This window comes from Methylobacterium sp. WL116 (genome assembly GCF_008039455.1).
In the GTDB taxonomy this organism is placed as follows: Bacteria; Pseudomonadota; Alphaproteobacteria; order Rhizobiales; family Beijerinckiaceae; genus Methylobacterium.
The window spans coordinates 16,888-31,998 of record NZ_VRUV01000010.1 but is presented as its reverse complement, the minus strand read 5'-3'; the positions used below and the strand labels follow the sequence as shown (position 1 = coordinate 31,998).

Annotated in this window: 14 protein-coding genes and 2 pseudogenes; 6 read left to right on the top strand and 10 right to left on the bottom strand. The window is 63.1% G+C overall.

All coding sequences use genetic code 11. The features are described 5' to 3' along the window. Nucleotides 1-221: pseudogene (locus FV223_RS02375) on the top strand (IS3 family transposase); the annotation flags it as partial. Here the strand turns inward: FV223_RS02375 and FV223_RS02370 are convergent. The 4 genes from FV223_RS02370 to FV223_RS02350 form a co-directional block, all read right to left on the bottom strand. Next, complete coding sequence (locus tag FV223_RS02370; protein WP_187276028.1) at nucleotides 122-1,720, bottom strand: PAS domain-containing protein; 1,599 nt, start codon at nucleotides 1,718-1,720, stop codon at nucleotides 122-124. The pseudogene FV223_RS02375 and the gene FV223_RS02370 overlap by 100 nt on opposite strands. Before the next feature lie 813 nt (nucleotides 1,721-2,533). Continuing rightward, nucleotides 2,534-2,755, bottom strand: a complete 222-nt coding sequence (locus tag FV223_RS02360; protein WP_147725290.1) for a hypothetical protein — start codon at nucleotides 2,753-2,755, stop codon at nucleotides 2,534-2,536. Nucleotides 2,756-3,170: 415 nt separating this feature from the next. Then, complete coding sequence (locus tag FV223_RS02355) at nucleotides 3,171-3,440, bottom strand: hypothetical protein (protein WP_147725289.1); 270 nt, start codon at nucleotides 3,438-3,440, stop codon at nucleotides 3,171-3,173. A gap of 1 nt (nucleotide 3,441) precedes the next feature. Beyond that, nucleotides 3,442-4,155 (bottom strand): Crp/Fnr family transcriptional regulator, encoded by a 714-nt coding sequence (locus tag FV223_RS02350; protein WP_147725288.1) that lies wholly within the window; start codon nucleotides 4,153-4,155, stop codon nucleotides 3,442-3,444. Nucleotides 4,156-4,439: 284 nt separating this feature from the next. On the opposite strand from FV223_RS02350, the gene FV223_RS02345 reads away from it, so the two are divergent. Both FV223_RS02345 and FV223_RS02340 read left to right on the top strand, forming a co-directional pair. After that, the gene (locus FV223_RS02345; protein ID WP_147725287.1) at nucleotides 4,440-5,591 is read left to right on the top strand and encodes a helix-turn-helix domain-containing protein; all 1,152 of its coding nucleotides are present in this window, start codon (nucleotides 4,440-4,442) and stop codon (nucleotides 5,589-5,591) included. After that, complete coding sequence (locus tag FV223_RS02340) at nucleotides 5,588-5,845, top strand: hypothetical protein (RefSeq protein WP_147725286.1); 258 nt, start codon at nucleotides 5,588-5,590, stop codon at nucleotides 5,843-5,845. Before FV223_RS02345 ends, FV223_RS02340 begins: the two co-directional genes overlap by 4 nt. Before the next feature lie 206 nt (nucleotides 5,846-6,051). Here FV223_RS02340 and FV223_RS02335 read toward each other — a convergent pair whose 3' ends face one another. Next, the gene (locus tag FV223_RS02335; RefSeq protein ID WP_147725285.1) at nucleotides 6,052-7,077 is read right to left on the bottom strand and encodes a putative sulfate exporter family transporter; all 1,026 of its coding nucleotides are present in this window, start codon (nucleotides 7,075-7,077) and stop codon (nucleotides 6,052-6,054) included. Between the two features lie 252 nt (nucleotides 7,078-7,329). Between FV223_RS02335 and FV223_RS02330 the strand changes: the two genes are divergently transcribed. Continuing rightward, nucleotides 7,330-7,569: a hypothetical protein gene (locus FV223_RS02330; RefSeq protein ID WP_147725284.1), complete on the top strand. Its 240-nt coding sequence runs from the start codon at nucleotides 7,330-7,332 to the stop codon at nucleotides 7,567-7,569. 45 nt (nucleotides 7,570-7,614) lie between these two features. Here FV223_RS02330 and FV223_RS02325 read toward each other — a convergent pair whose 3' ends face one another. From FV223_RS02325 to FV223_RS02310, 4 genes are all read right to left on the bottom strand, one after another. Beyond that, on the bottom strand, nucleotides 7,615-7,920 hold the full coding sequence (locus tag FV223_RS02325; protein WP_147725283.1) for a cytochrome c: 306 nt from the start codon (nucleotides 7,918-7,920) through the stop codon (nucleotides 7,615-7,617). Nucleotides 7,921-7,934: 14 nt separating this feature from the next. Next, nucleotides 7,935-9,116 carry a molybdopterin-dependent oxidoreductase gene (locus FV223_RS02320; protein ID WP_147725282.1) on the bottom strand — a complete coding sequence of 394 codons (1,182 nt, stop codon included), beginning with the start codon at nucleotides 9,114-9,116 and terminating at the stop codon, nucleotides 7,935-7,937. 41 nt (nucleotides 9,117-9,157) lie between these two features. After that, on the bottom strand, nucleotides 9,158-10,015 hold the full coding sequence (locus tag FV223_RS02315) for an amidohydrolase family protein (protein ID WP_147725281.1): 858 nt from the start codon (nucleotides 10,013-10,015) through the stop codon (nucleotides 9,158-9,160). 65 nt (nucleotides 10,016-10,080) lie between these two features. After that, a complete protein-coding gene (locus FV223_RS02310; protein WP_246689579.1) occupies nucleotides 10,081-11,388 on the bottom strand; it encodes an MFS transporter in 1,308 nt (435 codons plus the stop codon). A 332-nt stretch (nucleotides 11,389-11,720) separates the two neighbouring features. Here FV223_RS02310 and FV223_RS31445 point away from each other — a divergent pair. Together FV223_RS31445 and FV223_RS02305 are read left to right on the top strand one after the other, a co-directional pair. Next, nucleotides 11,721-11,852 (top strand): annotated as a pseudogene (locus FV223_RS31445) (LysR family transcriptional regulator); the annotation flags it as partial. A gap of 66 nt (nucleotides 11,853-11,918) precedes the next feature. Beyond that, the gene (locus FV223_RS02305; protein ID WP_246689580.1) at nucleotides 11,919-12,605 is read left to right on the top strand and encodes a LysR substrate-binding domain-containing protein; all 687 of its coding nucleotides are present in this window, start codon (nucleotides 11,919-11,921) and stop codon (nucleotides 12,603-12,605) included. Nucleotides 12,606-12,818: 213 nt separating this feature from the next. Here the strand turns inward: FV223_RS02305 and FV223_RS02300 are convergent, their stop codons facing one another. Then, nucleotides 12,819-15,047 carry an EAL domain-containing protein gene (locus FV223_RS02300; RefSeq protein WP_147725278.1) on the bottom strand — a complete coding sequence of 743 codons (2,229 nt, stop codon included), beginning with the start codon at nucleotides 15,045-15,047 and terminating at the stop codon, nucleotides 12,819-12,821. Nucleotides 15,048-15,111: the final 64 nt, after the last annotated feature.

Genomic DNA, 15,111 nt, shown 5'->3' with positions numbered 1-15,111 from the left:
ACAAGCGCGTCGAGCGCATTTGGCGGCGTGAGGGTCTGAAGGTCCCAGCCAGACAGCCCAAGCGGGGCCGGATCTGGGACAACGACGGCTCCTGCGTCCGTCTTCGCCCGGAACACCGCAATCACGTATGGTCGTACGACTTCGTCGAGGCGCGCACACATGATGGACGCAAGATCCGGATGCTCAATGTGGTCGATGAGTTCACGCATGAATGCCTGGCGAACCGGCCCTGCTGCATGCGGTTCTGCATCATCTCCAGGGAGCCGGAGATGCCCGCCAGCAGGTTGTTGAAGTCGTGCGCCAAACCGCCGGTGAGTTGGCCCACCGCCTCCATCTTCTGAGCCTGACGTAGTGCTTCCTCGGCCTGCATCAGTTCGACCGTCCGCTCGGCCACGCGCTGTTCCAGGGTCTCGTTGAGGGTGCGCAACGCTGCCGCCGCCTGGTCGCGCTCCTCTAGGACGGCGCGGCGCTCATCCACGTCGATGAGCACGCCGGGAAAGCGCGATGGGGTGCCGTCCTCAGCGCGGTCAACGCGCCCGTTGGCCTCGATCCAGTAGTAGCGCCCGTCTGTCCGGCGCACGCGATACTGGTGCGCGTAGGCGCCGCCCCGCCGGATGGCGTCGTTGATCGCCTCGGCCAGTGCCGCCTTGTCGTCGGGGTGGACGGTCGCGATGATCTGGGCAAGCGGTATGCCGGTCGTGCCGAGGGCCGGGTCGAGGCCGAAGCTGCTGGCGAAGCCCTCGTCAACGGTGAACCGATCGGTGGACAGGTCCCAGTGCCACGTCCCGAGGATGGCACCCGCGCCAAGGGCAAGTTGCACGCGCTCGGCATCGGCGTGCGCCTTCCCCTCCCGATGCCATGCCTGATCCCTCTCGGCGCGTAACGCGGCCTCGGCACGCACGCGCGCCGTGACCTCATGGCCACCGACGAGAATGCCGTTGACCGGGCCATTCTGTTCGCGGATCGGCTGGAACAGGAAGTCGATGTACCGGTCCTCGTCCTCATCCACGAACCGGATCGGCGTGCCCTGAGCCGAGAACGGGACACCGGTGGCGTACACCTCGTCGAGCAGGTCGAAGAAAGGCTGCCCTTCCAGTTCGGGGAACACGTCGCGCACAGTCCGGCCGAGGTAGCCGCGGGAACCGGCGATCGCCACGTAAGCGTCATTGACGTATGTGTAGACGTGGTCCGGTCCTTCGAGCACGGCGATGAAGCCCGGTATCTGCTGCAACAGGCTTCGCTGGCGCTGGTTGCTGGCGCGAAGGCTGTCCTCCAGCGCCTTGCGCTGGGTGGTCTCGGTCAGGATCGAGATCACGCCACCGATGCCGTTGGGCGCGGTATCGTCATCGATCGGGCTGAACCCGTAGGTCCAATACGCATCCTCGACGCGGCCAAGCCGCAAGATCGGGACGTGCTGATCCTCGTACCACGTATGGCCACCACCGATGCGGACCTTGGCAACCTCCGAGCCGATGACAGGCCAGATCTCGCCCCAACTCTCGGAGGCAGGGCGGCCGAGCGCTGAGGGGTGTCGCTCTGGTCCCGCCGAGGGCACGAAGCCATCGTTGTAGAAGAACGTCGCCTCCGGCCCCCAGAAGATGTGCATGGGGTGGTGGCTATTGAGCAGCAGGCGAACCGCCGTGCGCAGCCCGGACGGCCACTGCTCCGGCTTGCCAAGGGCGGTCGTGGTCCAATCGAAGGCGCGCATCAGCGTCGCCATCTCGCCTGGTCCAGACAGAAATTCCGTGTCGCCGCCCATCGGTTCAGGCCTAACCTTGCAGCGGCTTGCTGATGGTGCTGCTTGGCTGGCCTGATCGACCGACCGACGTTTTACTCTCGTCCCGCGCCAATAGGCGTAGACCCGCTCGCACGACCTCGCTGGTGCTCGCGAAGCGCCCGGAGTGCAAGCAGGACTGAATGAGGTCGTCCTGTTCCGCGGTTATGGAGACGGTTATGGTTCTGCGCACGGCCATGGTTGGGCTGTGCCCTGTGAGGCAGGGCCTTACAAGTCACATCTCCGCCACGGCAACAGCCCTCAGCCACTTCCCCCCCGTCCCGGGCATACGTCTCTGCCTCAACGAGCAGCCTGCGAGCGGACGTTCCCGCCTTCTGTAAAGGGTCGGCAGCGGACCGAGAGCATGGGTCCCATCCGTTAGATGTCGACCACCAGGTCATTCCCACCATCATGAGGCGAATGCCTTCGGCGGGATCGATTTCTGAGACCGAACGCTCAGATGAAGGGGGTATGAAAGGGCAAGGCCGACACGGTCGCGCCTGATGGGACGGTGCGAATAGATCCGAACGCCGCGGGCCTCGCCAGCACGGTCCCGGCCCGGCTAACCCCGCAGGGCCTCGCCGACCAGATACCGACCACGCCCCAGCCCAGCAGGCTTGAGTCTGGCGGGTCGGGGTGTCAACCCCGAGGCGGTAACGGTCACGGCGGCGTGATCAACCACATCACCATCAATGGCGCCGTTGAGACCTCGAAGGCCCCGTCTACGGAGGCGCAGCGGTGGATTGCTGTGGCCTGGGCTTACCGGGCGCACAACCTCGAACCTAAGTTGCTCGAATCGATCACCGCGGGGCGGGTCTGGCGCTCACCCCCGTGATGCTGGCGGGCCAGCAGATCATCCACGTCCAGGGGGGCCGCAGCACACAGAGCGCGGGTCTCCTGCCGCGCACGCTTCGACTCCTCGATGAGGCGCATCGACCTCGCGATCACGTCGTCGGTCTTGGAGTCGCGAGCCTGGGTCATGCGGAAAGGTCCAAGCGGCCGTGAGTCGGCAGAAGGGACTACGGCATATCCGGGCAAGTGTCGATCAACTGACAGTTGTCGATGGGCAGACTACAAAAGCACATCCCTATTTCAGCACAAACAAATCTCAATTTCCCGAGGCATTTACAAAATCTCGCAATCGGCAATAGGTATAAATGCGGTTGAAACAGGGGCTCGCCCTCCCTCTAAACGAAGAAACTTACCACGCCGGACAAGGCGTGATGGGCTGACGCGGCCGCTCGCCGATGAAACCTTGAGTATTGTAGTCAATACCGCCGTGCCCCGGCTAATGCACTACCACAACGGGAGGCGGATTAAGTGTCTATTTAATGTTTATTATTTATGGCTGCCTAAGAAAAGATTGTCTCGTTTTCCGAGAAGCAAATCTTTCAGGTCAGCCCACCTGATCCTCGTCGTCTTCTTCGGGAACGATGTCGCTGAACGGCACTGTCATGACGCGCCGGGCCTTCTCGTCCTCGATCTCGAAGGAGCAAACGAACCAATCGCGCACGGCAAACGAGCGTGCTCCAGCAACCAGGTCGCGTGCGGACTGTAACGCAAGCTGACGTGCCGCCTCGTCATCGGCGAGTTCGTCCCCTTCCGGGTCCATCGCAAGCTTGTCGAGTCCCTGACCATAGCGAAGGTGGAAGAAGTAACGGGGCATCTCATGCGCCCTCGATCAGCCGGGCATACTCGGCCTCGGGCGTTCCGTAGCTGCCATCGGCCATCTCCTCCAGAAGCTTGCGGTCCAGCACAGTGATGCGACCGCGCCTGGCACGGATGCAGCCAGTGCCTTCGAGCTGCTGCATGGCCATGCTCACACCGGCCCGCCGGACACCCAGCATCATCGACAGGAACTCGTGTTTGAGCAGAAGCTCGTCGCCATCCACGCGGTCGTGGCACATCAACAGCCAGCGGGCGAGGCGTGCCTCGATCTCCTGGCTCCCGTTGACGAAGGCTGTCTGCCGCGTCTGGATCATCTCCGTCAGAATGTAGCGCAGCATCAGTTTGCGCAGGGCGGGGCTCTCGTCCACCGCCGTGCTCACGACCGCGGCGTCGATGCGCAGGCCGGCACCAGGCACCTGAATGAAGTGGTCATATGGGGCCCGGTCCGAGCCGAGGAGAACGGGGGTCGCGCCCACCAGACCCTCTCGGCCGATGATCCCAACCTCTACCCGTCCATTCGCTCCGTCGGCTGTGATCGAGGCGACGCCCGTCTCCATGAAGTGGAAGTGCTCGGTTCGGGCGTTGGGCTTGGTCAGGGTCTGCCCGGCCTGTAAATCGACAGGTTCCAGATGCGGCTGGAGCCGGCCGAAGTCGTTGACGGTCATGGCCCTCAGCAGGCGATTGTGCACGGCAGATTGTTCGATGTGAGCCATGGGCTCTTGCCTCCATCCCGGAGCAAGAGCGCACCGTCTCCCAGCCGCCTGCGCTCGGAACCTCGTGCAAACGATCGCTTGAGGATGGTGTAAAAACTTGGTGTTTGCAATGGGTATAGGTTGCAATGCACTATTTTGAGATATGCGCGGTACCGTACATTCGCAATGAACGGTAGCGTACCGAGCATTTTCTGTTGTTTACCACCAATCCATTGCATGATTTAAACTTAGGCGTAGAGCTTGCGCCTTCTGGGTGACAGGTGGTTCTTCCTCCTGGAGTTGACGTGAACCTGATCGATCAGCAGCCCCTCGTGCTCCTTGCCGAGGCCGACGCCATGGTCAGCGCGGACATGAGCGATGCTCTGGAGCAGGCAGGTTACCGCGTGCTGGGGCCGTTCGCGACTACCCCTGAGGCTGTGGCTGCCCTGGAAAAGGAGAGCCCCACGCTCGCAGTCCTGGACGTCAAGCTCAGGGACGGCTTCTGCAACGCCCTGGGTCACGCGCTGCGCCAACGGGGTGTTCCGATTGTGGTCCACTCGGGTTTCCAGCCCACCGAGCTCCGCGCGGTGGGCTTCCACGGTGCGCCTTGGCTGACCAAGCCGGCTTTGCCCTCGGATGTGGTGGCCCTGCTGGATGAGCTGTCCCCCTCCCGGACTGCCCCCGTCAGCATCGAAACGCCCCTATCGTTACAGTCAGCCCAAGCTGCGGAAGGTGGGGGCAACCCGCTCGTGCAGAAGCTGGAGGGCTTCGTGTCCCTGTCGGAGGCGGACAAGGCGCTGCTGGAGCGGATCAGCGCCCCGTCACGGGTCGTCCCATCGCAGACCGATCTCGTCCGTGAGGGTGAGGCACCGAAGGGCGTGTTCCTGATCCTGGAAGGTATGGCCTGCCGCCACAAGGTGCGAGCGAACGGAGGGCGGCAGATCATGGCCTACCTCGTGCCTGGCGACCTGTGCGACCTCGACGTGGCGTTGCTGGACACGATGGACCACTCGATCACCACGCTCTCGGCCAGCAAGGTGGTCTGCATTCCGCCGAAGGTGATCGCGGAGGTGATGGAGCATCATCCTCAGCTTGCCCGTGCGCTCCGGATGAGCACGCTGGTGGACGAGGCGACGCTGCGCGAGTGGCTGGTGAACGTCGGCTGCCGCTCTGCCCTGGAGCGGGTCGCACACCTGTTCTGCGAGCTCCAGGTCCGGATGCAGGCGGTGAGCCTTACCGATGGCGACAGCTACGACATGCCCGTCACACAGGCCGGCCTTGCCGACACCACCGGCCTGTCGAACGTGCACCTCAACCGCACGCTGCAGGAACTCCGCCGAACAGGACTGATCAAACTTCGGCAGCGTCGAATGACAATCCTCGACCTTCCACGTCTCAGGACATTGGCCGAGTTCAAGGCCAACTACCTGCATTTGGGGGAGCGTGCTGCGGCATGAACTTCCGCCTTCAGCCGGTGCAGGTCGCCACGGGGAGCGACGACCAGGAGAGCCAACTCGTCTTCGTTGACGGGCTTCTCGCGGCCGTGCTCGTACAGCTGTCCGAGCAGCACGGCGAGGACGCGGGCAAGTGGTTTCTGGAGGCAGGTTTCGGCCGCATCAATGATTATCGACCGCCGATCTTTGCCGACCTTGATGCGGCGCAGGCCTGGATCAAGGCCCGCCTTGCCGGCATTGGCGAAAGCGCTTCGTAGCGCCGACCTTGCCCCCCTGTCGATAGGTCAGGTCCAGCATCACCAAGCAGGCAGCAAGCGGACATTCCCAACTTCGGCAAAGGGTCGATAGTAACCTAAACGACGTGTCGGGTATCCGACCGTTTTCCCGACAACAGGCTCGTCTGTATAACTCGAGAATGTGGGACCAATCCGCGCTGGCTGTATCCTTGGCGCTCGCTGGTCCTTTAAACGATTTTGAGACCGCGGATGAGTAGTAGGCTGACAACGACCAGCACTACGAGGGACCCAGTGACAGCGAGCGTCACCCGCCCGCCGACCCGGGCGAGCACGCGCACGTCGACGCCCAGGCCGAGGGCCGCCATCGAGAGAACGGTGAGGAAGCCGGCGAGGCGGGTGAGCGGCGCGACCGCCGCGTCGGGGATGAGACCGAGGGAGCGGGCGGAGGCCAGCACCAGGAAGCCAAGGATGAACCATGGCACCAGCTTGGTGAAGCCAGGCCGCCCGGCCTTCTTGGGTGCCGCGCCCGGCTCCGGCGACAGGCGGGGCGCGATCAAGGAGAAGAAGACCACCACTGGGCCGAGCATCAGCACGCGTACTAGCTTCACCAGGGTCCCGACCTGGGTGCTCAGGAGGCTCACCGGCACGGTGGCGGCGAGCACCTGCGGCACTGCGTAGACGGTGAGCCCGGCGAGCACGCCGTACTGGTTGTCGGAGAGGCCAGCGAGCGGCACGAACAGCGGCAAGCCGAGCACCATCAGCACGCCGAGCACCGCGGTGAAGGCGATCGAGGCGGCGATGTCTTTGGGCTCGGCGCCGATCACCGGGGCGACCGCGGCGATGGCCGAGTTGCCGCAGATCGCGTTGCCGCAGGCGACCAGGATCGCCATCCGGGCCGGCAGGCCGAGCACCCGGCAGATCAGGACGCTGGCGCCGATCCCGACGATCACGGTGGCGACGATACCCACGAGCAGTGCCGTCCCGGAGGCGACGATCGCCCCGAGGCTCAGGGAAGCCCCGAGTAGCACGACGGCGACCTCCAGCAGCTGCTTGGCCGAGAACGCGATGCCGCTGCGGAAGCGCGCGTCCGGCGCCCACACGGTGCGTACGGCGATGCCCAGCAGGATCGCTACCACCAAGGCCTCGACGTAGGGGTGCTCCAGTGCCCGCTCCTCTACAGCCTGGGCCGCCACCGAGACGCCGGCGATGGCCAGGCACAAAACGATGCCCGGTAGCACCGTGGTCTTCGTCATGGCCGCAGGTTCTTCACGATGGCTCGCCGTCAGGGGCGGGGTGGCGGAAGTGGCGACGGCAACGGGAGCACCGCTGGCTGTGTCGGGCACGGAGCCGTGAGACGCGTGTGGGCTCATGGGGCGAGGTCTCGGCGCCATGGGAAGAAACATTGCGCCATGACGGGCACCGATAGAAGGACGCTCTCCGCATGGGCGAAATTTCGGAAGACGCGTCCGTTGAATGGTGGGTCTTGAAGCGCGACATTACTGCTCATGCGCACGCTCTCCGACCCGCGGCCCGCCGTCACGTTCGATCCCTTCGGCGAACCCGTCGCCGACGGCGTCGCCCGCGTCTGCACGAGCAATACCGGGGACCGGGTCGCCCGCCAGATCGGGGGGGCGGTGTTCTGGGGGCTGGCCCTGCTCATCCTGGCCGGCCGGATCTATGTCTACGACGTGCCGTTGGTCTCGCAGGTCGCAAGCTACGCGACGCAGCTTGTGGCGATGCGCTAAGCCGCGGCTCGCAGCAGCGGACACAGACCGGTCGCGCGGGCGCGCTCAATAGGTGTCAGCGAGGTAGGCAGCGATGGCCTTGCCGTCGGCCTCGTCGATCGGTGCATGGTAGACCTTGATCATCTTGGTCACCTCGGACTCCCAGAACGCCTTGCCCTTCCCCGGCGGCTGCATCGCGATGTAGTCGACGGAGTGGCATGTCTGGCAGGCGGCCTGCGAAGCTTCCAAGCCGGCCGTATGTCCCTCGGCTGGTTTGAGCTGCGCCGTCGGCTCGGGCAGTGTGTAGGTCTTCGGGGCCGCAAGGGCTCCCCCGGCCGTGAGGATCAGGGTGGTCGCGTAGATGAAACGCATTATGTCCGCCTCCCTCAAGCCGCCTGGATGCGGGTGGTCTCGACGACGTTGCGCATGTAGCCGGCCGGATTCCAGCGCGGCTCCATGGGCTGGCTGCTGCCGTCGTTACCCGTGGCCTTGACCTTGATGGCATGCGCCCCGGCCGAGAGGTCCACGGCGAGCGTCCACGGCCGGAACGAATAGCGCCCGAGATCCTGCCCGAGCTTGGCCGGCATCCAGGTCTTACCGTCGTCGGTGGAGATGTCCACGCCCTTGATGCCGGAGCCGCCGTCGAAGGCGATGCCGCGCAGGTCGGACTTGCCGGCCTTCACATTGGCGCCGTCCGTGAGGTTGGTCAAAAAGGAGCGGACGTTGAAGCGTCCGATCGGGACCGTGCTCGTCGGCGCCTTGCCGGGCTCAGTGCAGGCGCACGGGTTGTCCGGGATGCGATAGGCGGACTTCATCCAGAACCCCTCGAACGGCTTGTCGAGGACGGCGATCGCGTTGAGGTGCTTGACCCAATAGGTACCGTAGAAGCCCGGCACGACGAGGCGAAGCGGATATCCGTTGAGCCAGGGCAGGTCCTCGCCGTTCATGGCGAACGCCAGCATCACCTCGCCATCGTTGGCGTGGTCGATCGGCAGCGCCTTGGCGAAATCCGGCGTCTCCGGCAGGATCGGTCCGTCGAGTCCTTCGAACGAGACCTGCACTGCTCCGGCCTTGACGCCGGCCTTGTCCAGCACGGCTTTGAGCGAGACACCTTTCCAGCGGGCGTTCCCCATGGCGCCGTTGGCGAGCTGTCCACCGGCCATGCGCGGCTCGAAGAACCCGCGCGAGTTGCCCGAGCACTGGTTCACCGCGACCACTTCGACCTGTGGCATCGCCTTGAGTTCGGCCAGCGAGAGCGACAGCGGCTTGTCGACGTGACCCTTGATCGCGACGCGGAAGGTCTCGGGATCGATCTCGGTCGGAATGTCGGCAAGATGGTAGCGCACGAAGAACGCATCGTTCTTGGTGATAATGCCCTCATCGAACACGGAAAACGGCGTTTCGAGCTGCGGCGGGCGGGCGGTCATCTGCAAGAGCGGGCGCTTGCCGGGATAGGCCACGAGCTTGCGCTCGCCGTTGCCGAAGGAGAGATCCGCCTCGCTCGCAAAGGCAGGGCGTCCGGCGAGCGCCAGAGCGCCCGCACCTAGCAGGACATCGCGTCTCAGCATGTCTTTTGTAGCCTCCCGATATTTTATGGGCACCGAGAGCCTTAAGCGGAAAGGCCAAGATTGAGCAGTCGATCGGCGTTACGCCACAATGCGGCGTCGAGCGCCGCGTCCGACAGCCCGAGAGCGCGGAAATCATCGACTCCCTGACGCATTGGTCTGAAGGGGAAGGACGAGCCGAACAAGAACTGGTCCTTCATGAAGCCATTGGCAGCCTCCACATAGAGCTTTCCGCCAGCCGCGAAGGTGTACATGTCGGGCGAGACGAAGACGTTCTCGTTCCGGAATGCGACGGTAACCATCTCGGCGACGTTCGGGTAGAATCCATGGCAGCAGACCAATGGAAGCTTCGGAAACGTCTTGGCCACGCGATCGACCGCCAGCGGATCGTTGAGACGTAGGTCTGGTGTGGTCGGACCCGACATCACGAAGGCCGGTACGCGCAGGTCTTGGGCTAGCTCGTAGAGCGGCATCAAACGATCGTCGTCGGCCCGCATCCCCTCCGCGTAAAAACCGGCATCGATGTTGATGGCCTTGAACCCGAGTTCCGTCACGGCGCGCTTGGCCTCCGCCACCGCTGCGTCTCGGCCAAGTTCGATCGGATCGATGGAGGCGATGCCGATGAGCCGTCGGGGCTCATGCCGGGCGACCTCGGCGAGAGCATCGTTGGGGATCCGGACGCCCGGCACCGACCGGGCCACCATGATTGCGACGTCGATACCGGCGTGGTCCATCTCGGAGCGAAACCCCTCGACGGTCATGCCACGGGTGAAGTGATCGATCTCTTGCGTGCCGACGCGCTTGTTGAGCCAACGCACGACGCCGTAGGATGGTGTATCCGGCTCGGCGCCGAAGAAGGCATGCAGGAAGGTGGGGCGGCTGCGCATATCGACGACGGGCATTTTCTGAACTTTCAAGCGGGTACTAAAGGGGCCAGCGCGCGAGACCGCGCGCTGGCGGATTCGCTTCAGTGTGAGACGGCTTCGAGCACCTTACCGCGGGTCTCGACGCCTAGCGTCAAGACGAGGATTGCGGCGATTACAAAACCGCCCGCGCCGACCTGGAAGGCGGTCGCCGGGCCGTAGTCCCGCACCAGCACCGGCACGATCATCGGCCCCAGGATCGCACCGATCCGCCCGAAGGCCGAGGCGAAGCCGGCCCCCGTCGCCCGTGCCCGGGTCGGGTACAGCTCCGGAGTGTAGGCGTAGAGGCAGCTCCACATGCCGAACATGAAGAACTGCATCACGAAGCCCGAGACGAACAGCCAGGTCTGGTCGACGGCGTTGCCGTAGACGTAGGCCGCTACGGCCGCGCAGATTAGGAACCCCGCCGTCGTGGCCTTACGTCCGACCTTCTCCAGCATTAGTGCCGCGGTGAAGAAGCCGGGGATGCCGCCGACGGTGATCAGCGTCACGAACCCGACCGAGCCAACAATAGAGAAGCCACGCTCCTTCAGCAGCACCGCGATCCAGGAATTGAGGCCGAAGAAGCCGATCAGCGCGAAGAACCACATCCCGAAGGCCATCACGGTGCGCATCCGATACTCCGGCGAGAATAGAGTCGCGACCGGGTTCTGGTGCGGTACCGGAGCAGAGGCCGCGGCAGTGACGGAAGGAGCCACGGGAGGTAGCGGCCGGCCAGTGGCGCGCTCAACTTCGTGCTCCATCATGGACATCACTGCATCCGCCTCGGTGTGGCGACCGTTATCGGCGAGCCAGCGCGGCGACTCCGGCATGGAGCGTCGTACCAAGAGCACGACCATCGAAAGTAAACCGACGATCGCGAAGGCCCAGCGCCAGCCGAGATAGGGCAGCACGAAGAAGCTGATCGCCCCCGACAGGACGTAGCCGATCGCCCAGAACCCCTCCATGAAGGCGATGTACTTGCCGCGTACGTTCGCGGGTACGATCTCTGAGACCATCGCCTGCGCCACCGGCGCCTCGCCGCCGACCCCGACCCCGATCAGGAAGCGGCAGACCATCAGAGCGGGCAGGCTCCAAGCAGCGGCGGCTGCAAGACTGGCAAAGCCCCAGACGACCATCGTCACCTGGAACACCGTTTTGCGTCCGAAGCGGTCCGAGGCCATTCCGGCGATCACATTGCCCACGAGCTGGCCGGCGAAGGTCATCGCCGCGAGCTGTCCCGCCTCGGTTGGCGTCAATCCGAAGGCGACGACAATGGAGCCAAGGAGGAAGGTCAAGAGAGCAACGTCGACCTGATCGACGAGCCACGCAGAGGCAATGATCGCGAATATCTTGCGCTGGTAGGCCGACATCGGCAGCCTCTCCAGGCGGCCGGCAATGTCAGTCGTGACTGTAGCAACCGCCCTATCCGAAGCGATAAGTTCGACTTTTAGTCCAATCGGTGGATCGGTGGCGAGTTGCATGGCGTGTCTCCCAGACGGTACCTGATCGATGCCCCGGGGCGCGCGCCGCAAGCGCCATCCGGACCGTCTTGAGCCTCGGAACTCTCTCCTTCCCTCGTCCGACCGACGTGGGGGAGTGCGGCATCATTTTTCTATCCGAGGCCCATATCGCGCCATAACTCTCCTCTTTTTGATATGATTCATGCAAATATAATTCAATTTTAGGGCTATAAACTGAGGCTATGGCACTCAATCTCCACCTCCTGCGGCTGTTCGCGACCGTGGCTCAGACCGGGAGTTTCTCCCGCGCCGCGGACGAGTTGCGCATCAGTCAGCCCGCAATCTCGAAGGGGGTACGCGACTTTGAACTACAGGTGGGGTGTCGATTGCTCGATCGCAGCGCACGAGGTGTCCGTCCGACTCGCGAGGGCGAAGCTCTCATGCAGCATGCCAAAGCTCTCTTCGACATAGAACGAAATGCTGAAGAAGAGTTGCATGCCATGCGAGGCCTCGGCGGCGGGGTATTGCGGATTGGAGCGAGCACGACGATTGCAACTTATATAATACCACCTTATTTGGGTATATTCCATCGCGCATACCCGGGCATTAAACTCAGTATTACAAGCGCAAACACACGGTTAATCACTCAACTAATGAATTCCCATGAAATCGATGTCGCTTTGGTCGAAGGTCCCATCGAAGAGGTTGGTATTGTAAGCGAAGCTTGGCGTAAAGATGAGATGGTACTTATCGCTTCGCCAGAGCATATTTTCGCAAACACAACAGAACCAATCGATCCGTACCGTATAGCGGATGAAATATTCATTGTAAGAGAGCCGGGTTCCGGATCTCGCGAGGTGGTCACCGATGCCTTGAGTGCAAAGCAGGTCTACCCAGCTCGACAGCTTGAAGTCGGTAGTACGGAGGTGACTAAACAGCTCGTTGCAGGCGGACTTGGCATTGCGATGATTTCAGTCGCTTCGATACGCGATCAGATCACCCTTGGAACGCTAGTTGTCGTTCCTATCAAAGGCCTGCATGTCGAACGCGTCTTATGGCGCTTAAGCGTTGCAGGCCGTTTATCTAACCCAGCAACAATCGCGTTTAATAAATTGATTCAAATCTAAAAAATTCTCATATACAATAAATAAAATTAATTATATTATTAAACAAAATTACAAGTTGTACTATAAGAAAGTCGCTGTATGACACGCGTATTCCTGTCGTATCGGCAAAGCAAATGTTTTTTCGACAGTAGCTTCGTCGCGTGACGCGACGCTGCGGAATTGAATGTCGGCTTCCAGCTATGGATTGAGGTGGTCGCACCGTACCATGGGAAGTCAGGCGACCGAGGCGCTTCTTGATGCCTGCAGGCACCCAAGACCGAAGCAGCTGGCGAACACGTCTGCGGGCATCGGCTTACCGAACAGGTAGCCCTGTCCCTCCTGGCAGCCCTTCTCCCGTAGACAGGCGTGCTCCGCCTCCGTCTCGATACCCTCGGCGATTACAGCTAGATCGAACCCACGCCCAAGCTGCAGGATCGCTCGCACGATCGTTACGTCCTGGCGCGAGGCAAGCATGCCGGTCACGAACGATCGATCGATCTTCAGCCGGGTGAGCGGAAAACGTTTGAGCAGGCTGAGCGAGGCGTAGCCGGTGCCGTAGTCGTCAAAGGCGATACCGACGCCCGTCTCTCGTAGGCTGCGCAGCGCGGCGACCAGCTCAGCATCGTGATGCAGAACGATGTTTTCGGTAATCTCCAGCTCCAAGCAGGCGGCAGGCAGGCCAACCTCCCGCAAGGTGGTACGCACCGTTTCGGCTAAGTCGCCGCGCTGCACTTGGGCGCCGCACAGGTTCACTCCCATGCGGAACTCAGACGCTCCTACCCCACGCCACGCCGCGGCCTGCGTACAAGCGGTGCGGAGCACCCAGTCGCCCACCTGCGCAGCGTAGCGGCTGGTGTCGAGCACGTCGAGGAATGCCGCAGGTGCGAGCAGGCCACGTTCGGGATGCTGCCAGCGGATCAGCGCCTCCGCCCCGACCAGCGCACCGTCGCTGAGGTGCACCTGTGGTTGGTAGAACAGTACGAACTCGTCGCGTTCGATGGCCCGACCGAGTTCGTCCCGGCAAGCACGGACGCGCTGTGCCTGTTGCCGCAGCACAGGGGTGAACAGCCGATGGCAGTGCCGACCATCGCCCTTGGCCTGGTACAAGGCGAGATCCGCGCACGACAGCAGGTCGTCAGCGCTGTCGCCGTGTGCCGGCGCTAGGGCGATGCCGATGCTGGTACTAAGCCGAAGCGTTTGTCCCTCGTGCTCGAACGCTTCCGCAACCGTCGCGATGATTGTATCCGCTACCTCGGCTGCACGCAGCGGATCACCCATATCCGGCATGAGTAGTACGAACTCGTCACCACCGAGCCGTGAGACCGTATCGGTCGGGCGGACGCAGGCGAGCAGGCGGGCCGCCATCACCTTGAGAGCGGCGTCACCGGCGGCATGCCCGTGACTGTCGTTGATCTCTTTGAAGCCGTCTAGGTCGAACATCAGCACCGACACGGCACGTGCGGCAGCGACGATCTCGGTGAGCCGCTCGCGCAGGACCGCACGGTTGGGTAGCTCGGTGAGCGGGTCGAGGTGAGCAAGGCGGAACAGATGTTCCTCGTTGGCGCGTCGTTCGCGGATGTCGCGCACGATCGCGCCAAAGGTTGCGCGGCCTTCCTCCTGCCACTGCGAGAGCGACAGCTCGATCGGAAACTCGGTTCCATCCTTGTGGCGTGCCGGCAGCTCGACGGTCTTGCCCACGAGCCGCGGTTTACCACCGCCGGCAACTCGATGCAGACCACCTCCATGACCGCCGCGCATCCGCTCGGGCACGATCAGGTCGATGGGTTGCCCGACCGCCTCCGCAGCAGTGTGGCCGAACAGTCGCTCAGCGGCGACGTTCCAGAAGTTGATGCGCCCCTTTGCATCGGCACAGACGATGCCGTCCGGCGATGTCGATGCGATCTGGACGAAGCGAGACTGGCTTGCCCGCTGGGCGACCTCCAGCCGGCGCATCTCCAAGCGGTCGAGCGTGAGATCCGCCAACTGCTGCAGGGTCTGTCGATCTTCATCGGAGAAGCCATTGCGCGGCTGCGTATCAGCGAGACAGAGCGTGCCAACGGCATTGCCTGAAGGCGCGCGCAGGGGGATCCCTGCGTAGAAGCGAATGTGCGGCGGTCCCGTGACGAGCGGGTTATCGTGGAAGCGCGGGTCCAGGGCTGCATCGAGAATGACGAGGGCATCGTTTTGCGCGATGGTGTGCGAGCAGAATGCAACCTCGCGGCTGGTCTCACACAGGCTGAGACCAACCTTGGCATGAAACACCTGCCGATCACGGTCGAGCAGAGACACGAAAGCGGTTGGAACCTGAAACAGGCGCGCGGCTAAATTGACGATCTGACTGAAGGCCGGTGCGGGTGCCGAACCGATGAGATCGTACTCAGCGAGTGCCGCGACGCGGGCGTCTTCGGCAAAGAGGATAGGAGTCGGTCGCACCGCAGAAACCTGATGATGGTATTCCGCCATGATCCTACCGACCGGTCGTTAAGAGACACCTTCCGGCTTTCGCTGACGTCGGACAGTCCTTACC

What these genes read in the sequence shown, in the direction of transcription:
- FV223_RS02325 (WP_147725283.1), bottom strand. Translation starts at nt 7,920, where the DNA reads ATGCGTTTCATCTACGCGACCACCCTGATCCTCACGGCCGGGGGAGCC.
- FV223_RS02320 (WP_147725282.1), bottom strand. Translation starts at nt 9,116, where the DNA reads ATGCTGAGACGCGATGTCCTGCTAGGTGCGGGCGCTCTGGCGCTCGCC.
- FV223_RS02350 (WP_147725288.1), bottom strand. Translation starts at nt 4,155, where the DNA reads ATGGCTCACATCGAACAATCTGCCGTGCACAATCGCCTGCTGAGGGCC.
- FV223_RS02315 (WP_147725281.1), bottom strand. Translation starts at nt 10,015, where the DNA reads ATGCCCGTCGTCGATATGCGCAGCCGCCCCACCTTCCTGCATGCCTTC.
- FV223_RS02335 (WP_147725285.1), bottom strand. Translation starts at nt 7,077, where the DNA reads ATGACGAAGACCACGGTGCTACCGGGCATCGTTTTGTGCCTGGCCATC.
- FV223_RS02305 (WP_246689580.1), top strand. Translation starts at nt 11,919, where the DNA reads ATGCAGCATGCCAAAGCTCTCTTCGACATAGAACGAAATGCTGAAGAA.
- FV223_RS02360 (WP_147725290.1), bottom strand. Translation starts at nt 2,755, where the DNA reads ATGACCCAGGCTCGCGACTCCAAGACCGACGACGTGATCGCGAGGTCG.
- FV223_RS02310 (WP_246689579.1), bottom strand. Translation starts at nt 11,388, where the DNA reads ATGTCGGCCTACCAGCGCAAGATATTCGCGATCATTGCCTCTGCGTGG.
- FV223_RS02300 (WP_147725278.1), bottom strand. Translation starts at nt 15,047, where the DNA reads ATGGCGGAATACCATCATCAGGTTTCTGCGGTGCGACCGACTCCTATC.
- FV223_RS02355 (WP_147725289.1), bottom strand. Translation starts at nt 3,440, where the DNA reads ATGCCCCGTTACTTCTTCCACCTTCGCTATGGTCAGGGACTCGACAAG.
- FV223_RS02340 (WP_147725286.1), top strand. Translation starts at nt 5,588, where the DNA reads ATGAACTTCCGCCTTCAGCCGGTGCAGGTCGCCACGGGGAGCGACGAC.
- FV223_RS02370 (WP_187276028.1), bottom strand. Translation starts at nt 1,720, where the DNA reads ATGGCGACGCTGATGCGCGCCTTCGATTGGACCACGACCGCCCTTGGC.
- FV223_RS02330 (WP_147725284.1), top strand. Translation starts at nt 7,330, where the DNA reads ATGCGCACGCTCTCCGACCCGCGGCCCGCCGTCACGTTCGATCCCTTC.